Genomic DNA, 18,551 nt, shown 5'->3' on the forward strand with positions numbered 1-18,551 from the left:
AAATAGAAAACCTTAGTTTTATTAGAATAAAAATGAGGAGGTCTAGAAAGCCTATGTAATTTGTTTTTTTATAAAGTATTACAAGGTTGATAAGAGAAAGAAGGCGCGTTAAAAATTTTAGGTTCAATTTCTTTTGAGGTATAATAGGCTAAGAGGGTGAATTTTCTGATTGCTATTAAAAAATGATATATGAGATATTGATTATTATCATCAATTTTATCTTCTTTTTTTTCTATAAATTCTAGTATTTCTTTTTGTTCTGAAATGTTTTTTTTGAAATAATGACTTAACATGTCCTCAAAATTTTTTCTTGTTCCTTTTTCAACGCTTTTATCAAACCGTTCTTGAAATTTATTTTGAAAAATGCGACCACCTCTTAAAAAAAGGTTTTGCTCTTTTTTTGAAACGACATTCTTTAAAAGAAGATCTATAAATTGTGGTGTATTCACTTCTAATGCCCCTATATTTTCCCCTTTAGGTAAAATAATATCAGACAATTGCTCCACAACAAAGGCTTGTGTTGTATTTAAAAATATAGGTTTCCAACCTGTTCCGGTTTTAGATTCACAGGAACTTAGCAGATGGAGTAGTGCGGGTGTAGCCATTGTATACCCAACTGATGCTCCCATTATTTTTAATAAACGTCTTCTATCCATTTTTACTGTTTATTCAAGTGATTAAAGCTTTTTGATTTTATAGTTGATTCCTAAATCATTATTTCTAACATCTTTTAATTTTTGCTTTAATTTTTGTTTAAAATATGCTACCTCTTTTTCGTATTGAGGAAGTTTAGCCAAATTATGATATTGCTTCGGGTCGGTTTCCATATCAAATAGTTCAATACCTTCTGATGCATCTTCATTATACTGAATATATGCCCATTTTTTTGTTCTTAATAAAAACGTTTTACCTCCTTGAGTCACAGAAAAAGCCATATCGCGTACTTTATGTTTAGGATTGTTTATTGTTTTGACTAAACTTTTTCCTTGTACATGCTTTGAGTAGGGTAATTTTGCTAATTCTGAAAGCGTAGGATATAAATCGATTAGCTCAACAAAAGAATGACAAACTTGAGGAGATTTACCAGGGACTTTTATAATTAAAGGGACTCGTGCAGATTCTTCTTTTAAGCTAACTTTCATCCAAAATTCATGTTCTCCCAAATGAAAACCATGGTCCGAAGTAAAAATAACAATCGTGTTATCTTCTAAACCTTCCTCTTTTAAGGTTTTCATTATTTTACCTACTTGTTTATCCATATAAGCAACTGATGCATAGTATGCGGCAATGGCCTTTTTTTTCTGGGGGTTTGTTATTTGATCTTTTACACTATTTACATAATTGATTCCTTTTTTTGGAATATCGTTCCAGTCTCCATCAAAATTATAAGGTAATTTTATTTCTTGAGAAGGATATGGTTCGAAATAGCTTTTTGGGGCTACAAAAGGAACATGAGGGCGCACAAAACCTACAGCTAGAAAAAATGGAGTGTTTTTATGTTTGCGTATCAATTCTGAGGCTTTGGCTGCTGTTTTTCCATCAGAATGTAACATATCATCACCATCGGCTTTAACAATGGTCATGACATTTCCCCCTCTAATAGGTTTGGTGCCATCAGGATTTCCCTGTACCAGTTCACCTTCACCTTTAGCTTTCCATTCGGGACCTTGACTATTATATCTTTCATTCCATGAGGCGATATCATCGGTTCCGTCTGTTCCCATTTCAATATCTATAGGAACTCCCATATGATAAATCTTGCTAACTCTTGCTGTGAAATAATCATTTTTCTTGAATATTTGAGGTAGTGTATGACGTTTATCACCTATATTTTCTCTTCCGCTAACATACCCATAAGTTTGAGTAGCACTTGGGTAATAACCGGACATTAGGGAGGCTCTGGAAGGACCACATACGGGATATTGGCAATAGGCTTTGGTATATTGAATGCCTTCTTTTGCAATTTTATCTATATGAGGCGTTCTGGAAACACCATTTTCATAACAGGAAACAGCCGTAGTTGTTAAATCATCTGCTATTATAAATAAAACATTCATTTTTTCTTGTACTTGAGCATTTAATAAGCATGTACTTGCCAAAAAGGAAATTAGGAAGGCTAATCTGTTTTTCATTTTACTATTATAGTTTTAGTCTAATCAAATGTTCTGCTTTTTAATTGCAGTACGGCATGTTTTACTGCACGCGCTGTTAGTGCCATATAAGTTAGAGAAGGGTTCTGATAGGCAGATGAGGTCATACAGGCTCCATCGGTAACATATACATTGGGTACTGTGTGTATTTGATTGTTTTTATTTAAAACAGAAGTTTTAGGATTATGACCCATTCTGGCAGTGCCCATTTCATGGATTCCATGACCAGGAAAACAAGGATTATCATATCCTTTTACATTTTTAAATCCTGCTTCTTTAAGCATTTTTACAGCTTCTTTTTGTATATCTTCCCGCATGAGCTTTTCATTTTCTTTAAACTCACAATCAAACGTAACCGTAGGAATGCCCCATTCGTCTTTTTTTTCCGTATCTAAATACATCTTATTTTCATGATATGGTAAGCACTCCCCAAAACCTGTCATTCCTATTTTCCATGGACCCGGTTTAAATAGTTCTTCTTTTAATTCTTCTCCAAAAGATAGTTCTTTTATGGCTCTTTGCCAATTGCTTCTGCTAGCACTTCCTTGAAAACCAAAACCTCTTAAATAGCGTTGTTGCGTGTTTTTATCTCCAAGATTTCTAAATCGAGGGATATGAAAACTTGTGGGTCTTTGTCCTTCATAAAATTTATTATCAAAACCTTCAACAGTTGCTGTGGCACCTACCTTAAAATGATGATCCATTAAATTGTGTCCCAGCTCTCCACTATCATTACCCAAACCATTAGGAAATCGCTTCGATGTAGAATTCAATAATATGGCTGTACTGGCAACAGTAGAAGCACAACAAAAAATAACTTTTGCCGAGAACGTCATTTTTTTATGGGTTATGGCATCAATAACTTCTATACCTGTTGCTATTTTTTTAGTATCATCGTATAGGATTTTGTGGACGATCGAGTGTGGTCTCAAAGTCATGTTACCCGTTTTTGAAGCTGCTGGTAGTGTAGAGGAATTACTACTGAAATAGCCACCATATGCACAGCCTCTAATACATTGATTTCTGTATTGACAATTGCTCCTCCCTTCATGTTCTGTATTTCCAGTTAAGTGAGCAAACCTACCCATAATTAAGTGTCTATTGGTGTAATTTTGTTCGATCTGATTTCTGAATTCTTGCTCCACACAATTTAATTCCATGGGAGGTGAAAAAATACCATCTGGCAAATGTGGCAAACCTAATTTTTCACCACAAACACCAATAAACTTTTCTACTTTATCATACCAAGGAGCCAAGTCTTTATAACGAATAGGCCAATCGACAGCAATGTCTTCTTTTTTATTGGCTTCAAAATCCAAATCACTTAACCGTAAGGTTTGTCTTCCCCAAGTAATGGAACGTCCTCCTACATGATAGCCTCGTATCCAATCAAATCTTTTTTCTTCATTGTAAGGATGTTGTAAATCATTTACAAACCAATGCTTACTTTCGGCTCTTATAGTATAACCTGTTCTGTTTTGTTTTTCTTGTTGTTTTAAATCTTTATGATTTACCAATCCGCGATATTTATAGTCCCAAGAATTCTTATTTAAGGTTGGATAATCCTGGATATGTTTAACCATCCTACCACGCTCTAAAACGAGCGTTTTTAATCCTTGTTCGCACAATTCTTTGGCAGCCCAACCTCCAGAAACTCCAGTACCTATAACGATGGCATCATAAGTTTCTGCATACTCCTTTACTTCATTCATTCACCAAAAATTATTTACCTAAATCTTTAATTCTTATTTTTCTAAACTGTAATTCAGAACCATGACCCAAAAAGGCGATATGCCCTTTATTTCTTTTTAAACCTGGATGATCTTGGTGGTCTGCAGTTCCATTCTTAGCAGCCTCTTTTATATTTCCATCTACAATAATAGTGCCATTTAATGTGATTTTTATATTATCACCTTTAACTATTACTTCCTGAGAATTCCATTGACCGATAGGCTTTAAAGCACCTCTTTTTGCTGCTATAATACCATATACAGAACCATGATACTGGTAAGGTTTTAGGTTTTTGTAAATAGGAGCGGTGTTGTCTAAAATTTGCAGTTCTTTTCCAACATAAGCAACATCACCTTTTAATGGCGCATGAATACCTAAACCGTTGTTTGCTCCAGGAGTTAATTGAAATTCGAAGCGGAATATAAAATCACTGTATTCTTTTGCTGTATACAAATTTCCATGTCCTCCATTTTTTGGGCGTACTGCCAACACACCATCTTCAATTAGATAATCTGTTTTATTTCCAATCCAGTAGTCCAAATTCTCACCATTTAGTAGAGAAGTAAAACCATCTTTTTTTTCTTCTTCTGTTAATCCAGAATCACCAGAATGTATTTCGCGTACATAAACATTTCTAAACCCTAAATCTTCACCGTGTGCTTGCAATTCAATGGCTTCTTTTGTGAAAATGGGTAGCTTTCTATCCCAATAATTTTCTAATACCACATTATCGGTAACTAATATGCCATTTAAATGTACGGTAACACGATCTCCAACCATTTTAATACGGAATGTATTCCATTCACCAATAGGATTGTCAGCCACTGTTAATGGTGTTTTTTCATTTTTTTGATTGTTGTATAAGCCACCGCTACCTACTTGTGCTCCTACATTGGTTCTAGCTATATCCCATATTTGTACTTGCGGCGTTCCTCTTAAGTAAATGCCACTATCGCCTCCATTGGTAATTTTCCAGTCTACCAACATTTCAAAATCACCATAATCTTTAATCGTACAAATATTGTTATAACCTTCACCTTTAAACCCTATAATACCATCCTTAACAAACCAATCTCTAAGCATTTGCGCATTTGCTGTTTTTTGAGCTTTAGCTAACGCATGTTTACTCATTTTTGCTCTTGCTATCGGATTTTTAACTAAGCCTTCCCATCCAGAAAGATCTTTTCCATTAAAAAGAGAAACATAGCCTTCATCATTAGGCATCTTGCTTAAAAATTCCTTTAAATCAATTTTGATATACTGACTATCATTTCCTTTTAAACCTTTAATTATTTTTTCAACGACTCCTCTAACAAAATCTCCTGAAAATTTATTTTTCTCTCCCGGTTTAGGTAATAATATTGAAATGGCCGATTGCATGGCTGTTTGAGAAAAGACTTCCTTATCGATATAGTTAGATACAAATACCAATGACAGGAACGTTTTTACTTTACCAGCTGTTTGAATAAGCTGACTTGTTTGGTTATTCGTTTTTGCATAAGAAGTCAATTTTCGAATCCATAATAATTTTTGGTCTTCTGGTGCAGTTGAGCCATTTATTTTTGAAAGATATGCGGTAAATACTTTTTCTATATTTCCATTTCCTTCACGGATAAAATCGTATAAATATGGTAATACATCGTCACTTTTCCATAGCAATAGTGCGTTAGTTGCCGCTTTTTTAGTTGCTATATCAGAACTTTTCAATGCGTCCTTAATAAGTTTTAATCCTTCTTTAGAATTAAGTACAGGAAAAATGGGTAACAACTTTTCTTTGGAAATTCCAGATTTGAAGGCCGCTATGAGTTGATCACTTCCCTTATTATTGTTTTTAGAAATAACAAAAGACAAGGCGGTTTGAAGCTTCTCAATATATGCTTTCTTATCAGTAACTTCAAGCATGGCAATTAATTGTTGTACGTCTTTAGCCGTTGAAATACTAGGAATTGTACGGTATGCTACTTCTTGTAATTCGTTATTTGATTGGGCTGCTAGTTTTGATACAAAATCGAAATGTTGTGTAGCTCTTTTATCTCTCAACAATTCCAATACTACCTTTTTTGAGGCTTTTGGAAAAGTACTAAAATTAGCTACTAGTACATCTGTGTCTTTTGCATTAATTGTTCTCTGCAAAGCATGATATAGAGCTTGAAGTTCTTCTTTAGAATGCTCATTTTTTAATAGCCTTTCTAATACAGGTACCGCTTTTTCGTTTTGATTTATAGCTAAAACTTTTATGGCTTCTATTCTTAAAGCTTCATTTTTACTTTCTAATGCAGGAAGGATTCCTTTTGTTAAAACATCTTCTTCTTTTCTGTGAGCCAATGAGTTTAGTAATTGTGCTTTTCCTTCATTTGTTAGCTTTTTCAAAACTTTTAACCAAGGTTTTATTTCCTTTGAAGTCATCCCTTTATTGGCTTCATTAAAAATAGCTTTGCGGTATTTTTTGTTTGTTGTGTTTGTAGCTTCTTTTAATAAGGCTTTCGTAATTTCATTTCCAAAATGGTCTCGAAGAATACTATAGGCAGCTGAACGAACATGCCATTGATTTTCTGAAGTTGTATTTTCTATAATGTCATAACACACTTCTTTACATAAACCTTTATTTCCATTGATCCCTAAATTTCTAGCGTATTCAATATAAGCTATAGTAGCATCATCATTTGATATTGCAAAATGTGCTTTTTCAGCTGCCTCAAAAAGGATGCTTTTTGATTGCGGAGCTCCTATTTTACTTAGAGTATATAAGGCTTCTTTTTGAATTTCTTTATCAGTAGAAGCCGCTAATTTTGTTAGTTCAGCCAAGGCCCCACGATACTTTAAAACCCCAAGTGCTTTGATGATTTCTTTTTGTGCATTTTTATGATGAATAGCTTTTAATAAAACACTTCCTGCTTTTTCTGAATCAATGCTTGTTAAAACACCGATTACTGGAGCATATAGTTTGTCATTAGACAAAAGACTACTCATTAACACTGTACTTACATCCGTAGCACAATAATTTAGCCTTCTTATTAAAAACGTTTTTACCTCATTGTTTTTAACTCTTACGATAGCTTTTAAAAATGCTTTTTCTACAAGAGCTCTACCTGTGTTGTGCTCTGGAGCTGCACAATATTGAGCTAAACTTTCTAAAGCATAACGGGTCTGCGTATCATCACCTTGTCCTTGAGGGATCAGCATGTCTGTAAATTGAACTACTCCTGATGGCCCAAGATCAATTATTTTTTGAGAAAGTTGATCTGCATGTTCATTACTCTTAGCAGGGTACTGAGCTAAAATATCGGCTACTTTGGTTTCTAGTGTTCTATGCTGTTGTGCTTGTATCGATGTGGTTAATCCAACTATTATTATAAATAATTGTACAATTCTATAATATTTTTTCATAATTAAATTTACTTTTTATAGGATTTCTATTGTTCGATATATTTTTGATCCAAAGCTTTCGAATCTTTATATTTTATCCTTAATTCTGTTAATTTTATTTTTAATGTTTTTACAATGTCTGCGTATGCAGGATCCTCATAAACATTTTTCATTTCTTGTGAATCTTTTTTACGATCATACAATTCCCACTCATCAACATCATGATAAAAGTGAACTAGCTTATATGCTTTAGTAACAATTCCATAGTGTCTTTTTACAGCATGCTCACCTGGGTATTCATAATAATGGTAATAAACAGATTCTCTAGTCCATTTATCATCTATACCTCTCAGAAGAGGCATCAGGCTTTCTCCTTGCATATCTTCGGGTGCTTTAATATTTGCAGCTTCTAAAAATGTTTGAGCAAAATCAAGGTTTTGTACCATGTCATCATTGGTAGTTCCTGCATGAATCTTATGTGGCCATCTAATTAGTAATGGTGTTTTAAAAGATTCGTCATATATAAATCGTTTATCAAACCAACCATGCTCTCCCAAATAGAAACCTTGATCGGAAGTATATATCACTATAGTGTTTTCTGCAAGTTTGTTGTCATCTAAATAATTCAATACCCGTCCTACATTATCATCTACTGAGGAAATACAAGCTAAGTAATCCTGCATATATCTTTGATATTTCCATTTCATCTTTTCTTTTGATGTCATTGTCGGCCAATTTTCTTTAAAAAAATGGTTTATTGAGTCTAAAATGGGACCATATTGAGAACGTTGTAAAGAGTTTGCTCTCCCATAAGAAGCGTACAGTCCTCTTTTTAAATCTGGAACCTCTGGTTGTACATTACCCATTTCTGCTATAGTTTCTGGTTTTATTTTAGAATCATGACTATACATCATATGGGTTAATATATTCATCTCAGCTGTTTTGGCTGCCGTACCCCTATTTTCATAATCATCAAATAGTGTTGATGGTTCTGGAAACTCTTTTTTGGTAAATTCTTTAAATTTTTCAGGACTAGGCCACCACGAACGATGTGGCGCTTTATGCAAATACATCATTAAAAAAGGCTTTTCCGGATCACGCTTTTTATCCAACCAATTGATGGACATATCTGTTATGATATCTGTTACATATCCCGTTATGGTTGTATCTCCTTCTTTAGTAATAAACCTTGGATTAATGTAATCACCTTGCCCGGGAAGAATCATAAAGTCATCCACACCTTTAGGATTGTTTCCAAAATGCAACTTACCAAACATGGCCGTTTGATACCCTGCTTTTTGAAATAATTGAGGAAAGGTAACTTGAGTAGTATCAAATGGCGTTAAATTATCTATTTTACCATTTATGTGCGTATGCTTTCCTGTAAGAATAGTTGCTCTGGAAGGCGCACAAATAGAATTGGTTACACAAGCATTAGTAAATAACATACCTTCATTTGCTATTCTGTCTATATGTGGTGTTTCTATTAGTTTATTACTATAAGCACTGATTGCCTGATACGCATGATCATCAGACATAATAAACAATATATTTGGTCGCTCTTGTTTTTTCTCTGGTTCTTCTTTACAAGAAAAGAGAGACAACACTAAAATAAAAATTAGTGCTGGTATATTATAGATCTTATTATTTTTCACATGAATAAAATTAAGTTGATTTCTTAGACAAAATCTATATTCTCCATGCTTCTCGCATAGGTTGGTTTATTAATCTATTGGCTTCATCATCATTTATAAATTCTTGTTTTACCGGGTCAAATTCTAAAGTTCTTCCTAATCGCAAGGCAATAATTCCCATATTAACGATAGTACAGGAATGATGTCCATTTTCTTCATTCAATGCAAACTTTTTACGTGTTCGGACAGATTCTGAAAAATTCATAATTTGTTCTTCGGGGTCAGGCATCGTATCAATCATTTCTTTTAAATTTGGGATAGTCGATTTGAACCCGTTGTAAATTTTCCCGTCAGGCCCTTCTATATAAGCAGCATTTTTATCACTATTTTTTCCATCTAAAATAATCTGGCATCCATCCGCATAGGTATACACTATTTTTCTCCATGTACCAATAGCATCGTAATGTTGTTGTGGTGCATCTACTTCTACTTTTATGGGACTTGTATTGTCTTTTCCAAGAAAATACTGAACAGGGTCTATATAATGTTGTCCCATATCTCCTAATCCACCTCCATCATAATCCCAATAACCTCTAAATGTGGCATGTACTCTATGCGAATTGTATGCTTTTTCGGGAGCTGGACCTAGCCACATGTTATAATCTAAATGTTCGGGAATAGTTTGTGGCTGCAAATTTTCTTTTCCTACCCAATAAAATTTCCAGTTAAACCCAGTTATACCACTAATGGTTACTTTTAAAGGCCAACCTAATGCACCACTATCAACTGCCTTTTTTAGATTTTTAACGGGCGTATTCATGCCGTAAAAGTTGTCTTTAAAACGAAACCATGTATTTAATCTGAACATACTTCCGTGTACTTTCATGGCTTCCATAACTCTTTTTCCTTCACCTATAGTACGAGTCATAGGTTTTTCGCACCATACATCTTTTCCTGCTTCCGCAGCCATTACAGACATTATACCATGCCAGTGAGGTGGTGTTGCTATATGAATTATATCTATATCAGGTCTTTGTAATACTTCTCTAAAATCTCTATAACCTTTTACATCACTACCAACTTTTTTAAGTGTATTTGCTAAGTGATTACCATCTGCATCACAAATAGCCAAAAGTTTTGTGCCTTCATAATTTAAATGACCTTGTCCCATGCCACCAACACCAATAACGGCTTTGGTAAGCTGGTCACTTGGGGCTAAAAAATTAGTTCCTCCCATAACATGTCTTGGAATAATACTTATTCCAGCTGCTATTACCAACGATTTTTTTACAAAGTCTCTACGATTTGACCCTTTTTTTTCCATAAGTTATAATTTTCTATGATTGACTTTATTTTATTCTTGTAACAAAGAAATGGGAGGTCGTGTAAAATAAAGGGTAACAAAAGGGGTACTAAAAAATATTATTTCTTAAAATGCTAAAAATTGGAGGTATAAAAACAATATGTTTTTAAATATTCGGAAAAAAATTAGCTAGAAGTCATATCTTCAAAAGAAACGGCATAGGTTTCTTTATATATTTTGTAATAAAGTTTCACAAAATTGTCATACGCTTTATAGGCCAGGCTCAATTTTCCTTGTTGAATTAATAATTGAAGCTTTAGGCTATGTGCTTTTTCATTTAAGTCATCGTAAATACAAATAACATCTGTTAAAAGCAATAGTAAATTACAATGTTTTTCTTTGTCTAATATTTCTATAAAATCTAAGCATTGCTCTATAATTTGATTGCTGAATTTCTCAATAAATGGATCTAACCAAGATTCACTTGAGCCTGAGAATAATCGCCCTGTTTTTAAAATAGTTAGAAATGTAGGCAGTATGTCTTCTAATTCTTTAACTGAAAACTCATTTATTAAAAAATCATCTAAGTAATTTTGAATAATTAAATAATCATAATAACAATTTTCAGATAATTCAATAAACCAAAATTTATCTTTAAAAACGAGATTGATTCCTGGACAGCTTCTTAGCCTTGAACGTAAATTATTAGTATTTGTACCTCGTGTGTTTTTTGCTTTTTGAGGACTCATTCCTGGCCATAAAAACTCTGTAAGTTGTTTTGTAGAGATGCCTTTTTTGTTGTTTTGGTGACTGTGTAATAATATGACAATAAATAGCTTTTTAAGCAAAGGCGAAAAATTTTCAGCTATATCTTGCCCGTCTTTGTCTAGAATTTTTAGTTTCCCGAAGCATAGAATACTTTCATTTTCTCTATTTTCATGATCTTTAGCAAATACCTGCTGTTCCTTTTTTACTTGTCTATACTTTTTATGGTTATGCTTTTTTAGGTTTTTAGATTTATGTTTAAAGAAGAGAATAAATATTATTATTAAAAGAGTACCAAAAATAATAAGACCTACTGTTATTTTATTATTTAGAGAATTTTCTGCTTTACTTTTAAATAACGTTGATACTTCTTTTTCGTTTAGTTCTCGTTCCCAAATTTTAATTTCATCCAGATAACCTTCAAAAAACTCTTCCCATAAATTTGTTCCAATATGTATATTATAATCAGAGGTCATCACATATTCAGAAATTAATTCAACTTTTTCGGTTAGTTTTCCATTGACGTAAAAAAATAAGCTGTTGTCTATTTGTGAATGCACTAAAGCAATATGTGACCATTTGTTTAAAGGAATAGGCGATGTTCTAGAAATATAATCTTTTATACGGGTCATGGTAAACGTTAAAAAACCATTGCGAAGTTTTACTGCAAAACTTTCTCCTTTTCCTAAAATACTGTTGTCTATTCCTAAAGAGGTAGGTTTTATCCAGGCACTTATTGTAAAACTATTACGTAAAGAATTTTTACTTTCTATTCCTGTGTCTATATAGCCTCCATTTTTAAAAAAACCAACGTTTCCCCGAGTTGAATCTTTCTTAAATTTTACATTGTTTATTAATAATCCTTTACTGTTATCATTCAATTTGTTTTTAAACTTTGGGTCGAATACATAATAATCCGATAAGCCAAAATTCAAGTCTAATTGAAACGCTTTAAAGTTTTTGAGATTTTCTAAATTTTTTTCTGTAGTATGAATGATATCTGGCGAAAAATGATAGCCAGCTTTATAGGGAATTAAAATAGGAAGGCTATCTTCATTAATAATTGGAAAATTAAAATATCCACCAGCTGTTGATGATTTGTATTTTATAAACTTCACATCATTTATCAATGATTCAGCATCTGTTTTAATGGTTCCAGATATCGTTTTTAATGAATTTAAATAAGAAACAACACTGTCTGCTTTAACAAGCAAATTACTATTTATTTCAATGAAATTGGGGCGTTTCCCATATTGATCCCAAAAATTTATCAAATGTTTGGTGCTACTTAAATGAGTTCTTGTAAGTTTTTTTGTGTTTATGGGTTGGACAAGTCTGTTGTTTATAGAGTTAAGGTGAATCGTTTCAATTTTATCAGGAGGAATTTGAAATACTGAAAGGTTGCCATCTAAAAGGGAATCGATATTTTGCTGTGTGATAACAACCACCTCTTTTCTATGTTTTACATACTTTTTTAAATGGTTTAAATGTGTCGTTTTTGATATTTCAAAAGCTAGGGGTGTACTACTATTACTTAATAAAGAATCTAATTTGAATGTAAAAGGGTTTTTTTCTATATCGATTAAAATATAGGATTTTGAAAGGATGTTTTCTTCTGAATAACCACTTTTATTTTGAGCGAGGCTAAAATGTGTTATTGTAAATAACAGGAGAATGGATAAAAAACAAGAAATAGTTTTATTCAAAAGATTTGTGCATATTTTTTCAAATTTACTAAAATCCGATTAAAATTTAATGATATGATTTTATATTAAAGATTGTGTACAAACCATTTTAAGAGAAGTCAAAGAAATTCAATGTTTCCCTCTAATTTGTGGAAAAACTACATGGATTGGATTGTACAATTGTAACGCTTAAAACCATATAGTTGAGGTTTAGCTTTATATGAGATATTAGAAAGAAAAATAGAGTATAGTAAAAATCTTAATTGTTGTACCTATGTTGTATCCAAATAAAAAACCCAAGATAAAATCTTGGGTTTTTCTTGTAGCGAGAGGGGGGCACGATCCCCCGACCTCCGGGTTATGAATTTAGTGACTAATATGATGTTTTGTGTTTAAATAGTTGAAAATGAGTGATTTATTTGTTTTTGAAGTTCAATAAAAGCCAATAATACCTATTGTAAACCACAAAATGTTTTAGGTAGAATGAAAATCAAGTTTTATCTTTACTCTATTAAATAGACCCTATGGGCATCGATAAAAGTAATACTTTGGAAGCATGATAAGAAAAAAGATAACACTTTTCCTCTTGTTATTCGCGTAACGAAAAATAGAAAGACACGTTATATTTTTACAGGTGAATATGTGCTTCAAAAGGATTGGGATGCGGAAAAGAATGTAATCAAAAAGTCTCATCCAAATGCAACGCGGATGAATAGTTTTTTACTTAAAAAATTAAGCGAAGCACATGATGTTGTATTAGATGTTAAAGCCAATGATAATAAACAATCTGTTTCAAATATTAAGAAGAAGATAGTCAATGAGCAAAACACGGACTTCTTTACAATATCAAAAATCTATTTGAATAATTTAGAAAAGAGAAAGAAGTTCCATCAAAAAGATAGTGATGCTGGACGGTTGAATATCTTTAAAGCCTTTTTGGGTAAAGAGCATCTTGATTTTAATGATTTGAATGTTTCGTTGTTAGAAAAGTTTCAAAATCATCTTAGGTATGAGAAGAAGCGCTCTGAGAGAACAATAGCCAATTATATGATTCTCATTAGAACGATTTACAATTTAGCCATATCACAATCAATTATTGACCGTAGAGATTATCCCTTTGGAAGGGGCAAAGTTCAAATTAAAATTCCAGAAAGCGAAAAGATTGGTTTGAACCTTGATGAGATTCAGTCGTTAGAGAAGGTTACCGGTATTACTTCTGCACAACAACATGCTGTCAATGTTTGGCTAATCAGTTTTTATTTTGCAGGAGTAAGAGTGGGGGATGTTTTAAAATTACGATGGTCAGATTTTAAAGATGGACGACTTTATTATCGTATGGGAAAAAACAAAAAACTTGTTTCATTAAAAGTACCTGACAAGTCGCAAGTTCTTTTAGATGGTTACAAAGAAGAAAAGCAAAATATAAATGACTTGGTATTCCCCGAACTCAAAGCAACAAACTTTAAAGACGAAAGAACTTTAACGACAAGGGTTAAAACCGTAACACGTAATTTTAATCGACGACTAGAAATTGTCGCAGGAAAATTAGAGATTGATAAAAAACTATCCATGCATATTGCTCGGCATAGTTTTGGCAATATCTCTGGCGATAAAATACCTATTCAGATGTTACAGAAACTTTATCGTCATTCTTCAATTACGACTACAGTAAATTATCAACAAAATTTTATGCACAAAGAAACGGATGATGCGTTGGATAAAGTGATTAACTTTTAAAAAGAGAGTTACCCAATATTTAGTGTTTTTTTGGAACATTTATTAATAAACTTATTTTTTTATTAAATTGCTCGTGGCTTGAATTATGTTTATAGATTTATTCATATTAAACACTTAACCATGAAAATTAAAAAGCACCAACTTCTTTTTGAAAAATCACTTATTGTTTTTATGCTATTTCTATTCTTGCTCTTTTCTTGCAATACGCCAAAATATACTTATATGTTTGAAACTGGAAAACATTTAGACTTTAGTGATGGTAAATGGCTATTAAATAGATCTAAATCCAATTCTAAAGTTTTTGATGCAGAACTTTATTATCAATCGAAAGAACAATTTGGGGAAATTCTTGGAAAATCATTATTGGAAATACATGATGTAAGGCTTACAAGAATAATTGCACCCGAAATTGCGTTTAATTTAGAAAAAAAAGAACTTATACAACTTCATAAAGATGCAGGCTGTGATTTCTTAATAAACATAAGAGGCAAAATTACAACTGAAAATGTAGGAGGCTTTTCTTTACCATCTTCTTCTGCTGATTACTACGCAACAAACGAAGCATACGTTTCTATTAAAATATATGATCTTAAAACCGGACATGAAGTATCCTCTTCAAAAGTTTATGGTAAAGTAATAGACAGAGGATATGATTCTAATAAACATAGAGTAATTCCAACAATTTCTACTAGCTCACATAACACTATGTTGTTAGCGGCTAAAAAATTGATTAGCAAATACAAAAAATATCAAATAAAAAAAGGGAGCTGATTATTAGCCCCCTTTTTCTTCTTTATTGGATAAATTTAAGCCAAGTTTTACTTGAATATTCAAAGGAAAAAAGCCACTATTTCCGAGTGTGTCAAAGTAGTAGGTTGGTCCAACATCAACAAGGAAATGCAATTTACCGAAAGCCCGCTGAAGCCCCCATGTAGGGCCTATTAAAAAATCAACATCATCAGTCCTTGTTACATTGTCAGCTATTGAAGCTCCTCTACCTCTGACTCTAATAGAGACAAAATTACCTGAGTTAAATGCTATAGGCTTTCCTTCCTTCATACGTTTATCCCTATTATAAATAAGCTTATATTGCACACCTATAAAAGGAGCTATGACATATTGAAAGCCATTGTTCTCAATCAATGTAATTTCATCGAATGCCCCAGAATAACCAATACCTAAATCTGTTGAAATTAGCGATTTATCAGAAACAGCCCAATCGAAACCTAAGCCTGGGCTTAAAAAATTTAACCTGAATAAGTTCTCAAGAGAGTTGTTTTGGGTTTCCTGTGAAAAAATTGGGATTATGCAAAACATAAGCATAACGACTATTATAATTTTTTTACTTTTTTTCAAATTAAAACTTTATTCTATTTTTCCAACTATACGTTTACCTTTCCACACTCCATTTCTCAGGGCAGCACCGTAAATATCAATATCCAAATTTTGATACTTTTTTGCGTTAAATTGATCTGTGAACGTCTTAAAGTTCGCATTACTGTTATTTGTAAGAGTCAGAAGAAAATTTGAATCAAAACTTTCCTTGACCTGAGAACCATGTTTTTTAAGTATGTCAGCTCTTACAACTTTGAATTTATTAGGTAAAAATTTTATAATATTGACTCCAATCCTATCATTTTCTAAATCAGTTGCAATATCATCTCTGTCACCTGAAAGCCCCTTGTAATTTGAGCGAATCAAGCTCAGTAACTGATTGATCGACTTATTAGCGTCCTTTCCGCTTAAAGAGTAAAACAGTTCATTCCCAAAAATCTCGATATCAATTTCTCCAATGGTAGCATTTTGGGGGTAAGGCCATGCAGTAGGGTTAACTGGAAATTTTGGAACGACATTTCCTTGCAAGTCGTAACCTTTGCCTTTGTAGTTTACTACAACCCTATTCGGATCAAATGGATTTTGTGGAGACAGTGGTGATTTGTATGTATAAATAGCATGATTGATTCCCAATCTAACTTCATCGGCTGTAACGGATTCTGACCAACCGATAAATCTCTTTTTTTGGTATTTGGCTGAGACCCCAATACTCGCAAAAAGAAAATAGTTCTCATTCCATACTTTAGTTTGGATTCTATGCTTACTGTCATGATAGTCATTGCATTTAACGGTATTTCCGAATACTTGTTGGAACAGGCTGTTTTCAGAATATTGACACATGCCAAAATTTTGTGAAGCAAGCATTGGAATTGAAACAGTAGTGCTCGAAGGAGTACCTGATCCTCCGCCAGATCCTCCATTACCTTCTTTATCTTCATCAGGGGGGACGGGTTGATCATCTGTCTCAAAAGCACTAATTCTTGAGTCTATTTCCCTTACTTCCCCACTAATAGGTGCCAATGAAAGTGTTTCACCAGCAGACTTATTCGTTTTTATAAATGCTGATTTACTGGTCAATGTATTTTTCATATTTTTCAAATATTCTTTGAGATAATCTTCATCTTCAATCTTGCAAAAATACAACGCCTTTGTTGTATAAATAAAATACTTATCACCTACATAAATTTCTCTGTTCTTATTTAAGATGGAGGCAAACCTAGTATCTGATATTAATTCATCATTAAGATCAATCTCTTCCGAAACATCCTTTAAGCTGTAGAGGTAATCTTTCTTGGCAATTTTCGATTTTTTTTGTTTTAAAAAATCATCTATTAGTACATCATCATTCTCATCAAAAACGGGTCTAAGAGAACTAAAGCCTTTATCACTTAAATTTTTGATTTCATTTTTAAATTCTTCTTCTGTTTTCTGCTTTACAAATGTAGCTAGAGACTCATTATTCTCAAATTTTAGTTTATCGTCCACAACTTGGACATTGATTAAATTATTTTCGAAACTTGAATCATCCAGATTTGTTTCTGGTTCTTTTTCACAATTCCAATAGGTTAATGCCATGAAGAGCATTAAAACCCCGATTTTCGTTAGGCGCTTCAATTTTTGTTTTTTCATGTGTAGTTAATTAAATTATAAAAGTAATTAGGATCTAAATATAAAACACATGTAGGAAACCACATCGATAAAGAGTGATTAAATTAAACACTTTATCGAATTTTTTTTTTTTTGCTGTGGGAAACCCGTAGTTTTTAAAAATTATGAGTAGACCAGAAATGATATAGATAGTTTTTTAATCATCTATATAAAGCTTTTCTTATAAATAGTTTGATTTATCAATAAGTCTTAATAATTTACGACAATGGATTTTAAAAAATATTAGATGGAAGTAGTATGTCTACAAGAAGAAGCGTTTTATAAACTTTTTGATAAGGTGGTTGAGCATGTAGAACAAAACCGTAAAGATCAACCAAGAAAATGGATTGATGGAGATGAGGCTATGTCCATTCTTAATATTACTTCTAAAACAACGTTGCAGAAATTAAGAGATGAAGGGAAAATCCGTTTTTCTAAACCACAGCCTCGTATCATTGTTTATGACCGTAACTCTATCAATGAATATCTAGAAAGTAAGGCTCATGAAACTTTTTAAACTATGGAAGAACAAACAACAGTTGATAAAGATTATTTAGAGGTCTTTAACCAAGGCTATGAAGTAGCTAAAGAATTGGGGCTAAAGCCAGATGGTGTCAACGACCTCTTTTTTATTCCTAAGTTAAGATTTTATATTAAAAAAACACTGATAGTTGTATCTGTATAAAAACCTTTATGTATTTTTTATACTAAATGTTATTTCGCTTATATTTTGTTTATGCTTTAGAAAGACTTTAATCTCAAAACCTTCTTTCTTCCATATAATATACAACGGTTTTTCTTCGAAACTGCCTTCTTTTAAATTGAGCGTGCTTTTTCTTAAGCGTTCAACAATTTTCCCATTATCATCCTTTATAACACTTTCACTTTCAACTTTTCTATTTTCGATTATTTGTATGTTATCTGGCTTCCCATACTTTTCAATAAACACATCATAAAATTGGCGATCGATCACTTTTTGAAAATGAACTGTAATTGATTGTACAGTATCTTTTTCATTAGTCATTATTGTTAGCATGTTATAGCGCGTACCACAGAACTCCTTTTTGATAAGCTCATCAGCTATATAATAATAACTCTTTCCAAAAAGCTTATTTTCAAAGTCAGTTCCAATAACTTCTTCTGCGATAGAAATATGTTTTCCTAATACTTTTTCAAATTCAATATAGTCCACAAAATA

14 protein-coding genes are annotated in these 18,551 nt (G+C 32.4%); 4 read left to right on the plus strand and 10 right to left on the minus strand.

Translation table 11 applies throughout. The features are described 5' to 3' along the window. Positions 1–68: 68 nt before the first annotated feature. The 7 genes from Q4Q47_RS23295 to Q4Q47_RS23325 form a co-directional block, all read right to left on the minus strand. A complete protein-coding gene (locus Q4Q47_RS23295; protein ID WP_303309129.1) occupies positions 69–656 on the minus strand; it encodes a gluconate 2-dehydrogenase subunit 3 family protein in 588 nt (195 codons plus the stop codon). Positions 657–677: 21 nt separating this feature from the next. Beyond that, on the minus strand, positions 678–2,132 hold the full coding sequence (locus Q4Q47_RS23300) for a sulfatase (protein ID WP_303309130.1): 1,455 nt from the start codon (positions 2,130–2,132) through the stop codon (positions 678–680). 20 nt (positions 2,133–2,152) lie between these two features. Then, positions 2,153–3,862 carry a GMC oxidoreductase gene (locus Q4Q47_RS23305; RefSeq protein WP_303309131.1) on the minus strand — a complete coding sequence of 570 codons (1,710 nt, stop codon included), beginning with the start codon at positions 3,860–3,862 and terminating at the stop codon, positions 2,153–2,155. A gap of 10 nt (positions 3,863–3,872) precedes the next feature. Next, complete coding sequence (locus Q4Q47_RS23310; RefSeq protein WP_303309132.1) at positions 3,873–7,268, minus strand: DUF1080 domain-containing protein; 3,396 nt, start codon at positions 7,266–7,268, stop codon at positions 3,873–3,875. 26 nt (positions 7,269–7,294) lie between these two features. Next, positions 7,295–8,902 carry a sulfatase family protein gene (locus tag Q4Q47_RS23315; protein ID WP_303309133.1) on the minus strand — a complete coding sequence of 536 codons (1,608 nt, stop codon included), beginning with the start codon at positions 8,900–8,902 and terminating at the stop codon, positions 7,295–7,297. A gap of 34 nt (positions 8,903–8,936) precedes the next feature. Beyond that, on the minus strand, positions 8,937–10,205 hold the full coding sequence (locus Q4Q47_RS23320) for a Gfo/Idh/MocA family oxidoreductase (protein ID WP_303309134.1): 1,269 nt from the start codon (positions 10,203–10,205) through the stop codon (positions 8,937–8,939). 164 nt (positions 10,206–10,369) lie between these two features. Continuing rightward, positions 10,370–12,655, minus strand: a complete 2,286-nt coding sequence (locus tag Q4Q47_RS23325; RefSeq protein WP_303309135.1) for a LamG domain-containing protein — start codon at positions 12,653–12,655, stop codon at positions 10,370–10,372. A 522-nt stretch (positions 12,656–13,177) separates the two neighbouring features. Here Q4Q47_RS23325 and Q4Q47_RS23330 point away from each other — a divergent pair. Together Q4Q47_RS23330 and Q4Q47_RS23335 are read left to right on the plus strand one after the other, a co-directional pair. Continuing rightward, entirely contained in the window at positions 13,178–14,371 is a 1,194-nt protein-coding gene (locus Q4Q47_RS23330; protein WP_303309185.1) for a site-specific integrase, read from the plus strand. A 120-nt stretch (positions 14,372–14,491) separates the two neighbouring features. Next, positions 14,492–15,142, plus strand: a complete 651-nt coding sequence (locus Q4Q47_RS23335) for a hypothetical protein (protein WP_303309136.1) — start codon at positions 14,492–14,494, stop codon at positions 15,140–15,142. A gap of 3 nt (positions 15,143–15,145) precedes the next feature. Here Q4Q47_RS23335 and Q4Q47_RS23340 read toward each other — a convergent pair whose 3' ends face one another. Further along, positions 15,146–15,688 (minus strand): hypothetical protein, encoded by a 543-nt coding sequence (locus Q4Q47_RS23340; RefSeq protein WP_303309137.1) that lies wholly within the window; start codon positions 15,686–15,688, stop codon positions 15,146–15,148. A gap of 48 nt (positions 15,689–15,736) precedes the next feature. Further along, positions 15,737–17,335 (minus strand): hypothetical protein, encoded by a 1,599-nt coding sequence (locus Q4Q47_RS23345; RefSeq protein ID WP_303309138.1) that lies wholly within the window; start codon positions 17,333–17,335, stop codon positions 15,737–15,739. A 265-nt stretch (positions 17,336–17,600) separates the two neighbouring features. On the opposite strand from Q4Q47_RS23345, the gene Q4Q47_RS23350 reads away from it, so the two are divergent. Both Q4Q47_RS23350 and Q4Q47_RS23355 read left to right on the plus strand, forming a co-directional pair. Continuing rightward, the gene (locus Q4Q47_RS23350) at positions 17,601–17,870 is read left to right on the plus strand and encodes a helix-turn-helix domain-containing protein (protein ID WP_303309139.1); all 270 of its coding nucleotides are present in this window, start codon (positions 17,601–17,603) and stop codon (positions 17,868–17,870) included. A 3-nt stretch (positions 17,871–17,873) separates the two neighbouring features. Next, on the plus strand, positions 17,874–18,038 hold the full coding sequence (locus tag Q4Q47_RS23355; RefSeq protein ID WP_303309140.1) for a hypothetical protein: 165 nt from the start codon (positions 17,874–17,876) through the stop codon (positions 18,036–18,038). Positions 18,039–18,044: 6 nt separating this feature from the next. Here the strand turns inward: Q4Q47_RS23355 and Q4Q47_RS23360 are convergent, their stop codons facing one another. Beyond that, positions 18,045–18,545 (minus strand): hypothetical protein, encoded by a 501-nt coding sequence (locus Q4Q47_RS23360; protein WP_303309141.1) that lies wholly within the window; start codon positions 18,543–18,545, stop codon positions 18,045–18,047. Positions 18,546–18,551: the final 6 nt, after the last annotated feature.

This window comes from Flavivirga spongiicola (assembly GCF_030540825.1).
Classification (GTDB): domain Bacteria; phylum Bacteroidota; class Bacteroidia; order Flavobacteriales; family Flavobacteriaceae; genus Flavivirga; species Flavivirga spongiicola.

Coding starts and splice junctions, on each gene's coding strand:
- Q4Q47_RS23295 (WP_303309129.1), bottom strand. CDS start 656: ATGGATAGAAGACGTTTATTAAAAATAATGGGAGCATCAGTTGGGTAT.
- Q4Q47_RS23300 (WP_303309130.1), bottom strand. CDS start 2,132: ATGAAAAACAGATTAGCCTTCCTAATTTCCTTTTTGGCAAGTACATGC.
- Q4Q47_RS23305 (WP_303309131.1), bottom strand. CDS start 3,862: ATGAATGAAGTAAAGGAGTATGCAGAAACTTATGATGCCATCGTTATA.
- Q4Q47_RS23310 (WP_303309132.1), bottom strand. CDS start 7,268: ATGAAAAAATATTATAGAATTGTACAATTATTTATAATAATAGTTGGA.
- Q4Q47_RS23320 (WP_303309134.1), bottom strand. CDS start 10,205: ATGGAAAAAAAAGGGTCAAATCGTAGAGACTTTGTAAAAAAATCGTTG.
- Q4Q47_RS23335 (WP_303309136.1), top strand. CDS start 14,492: ATGAAAATTAAAAAGCACCAACTTCTTTTTGAAAAATCACTTATTGTT.
- Q4Q47_RS23340 (WP_303309137.1), bottom strand. CDS start 15,688: ATGTTTTGCATAATCCCAATTTTTTCACAGGAAACCCAAAACAACTCT.
- Q4Q47_RS23345 (WP_303309138.1), bottom strand. CDS start 17,335: ATGAAAAAACAAAAATTGAAGCGCCTAACGAAAATCGGGGTTTTAATG.
- Q4Q47_RS23350 (WP_303309139.1), top strand. CDS start 17,601: ATGGAAGTAGTATGTCTACAAGAAGAAGCGTTTTATAAACTTTTTGAT.
- Q4Q47_RS23355 (WP_303309140.1), top strand. CDS start 17,874: ATGGAAGAACAAACAACAGTTGATAAAGATTATTTAGAGGTCTTTAAC.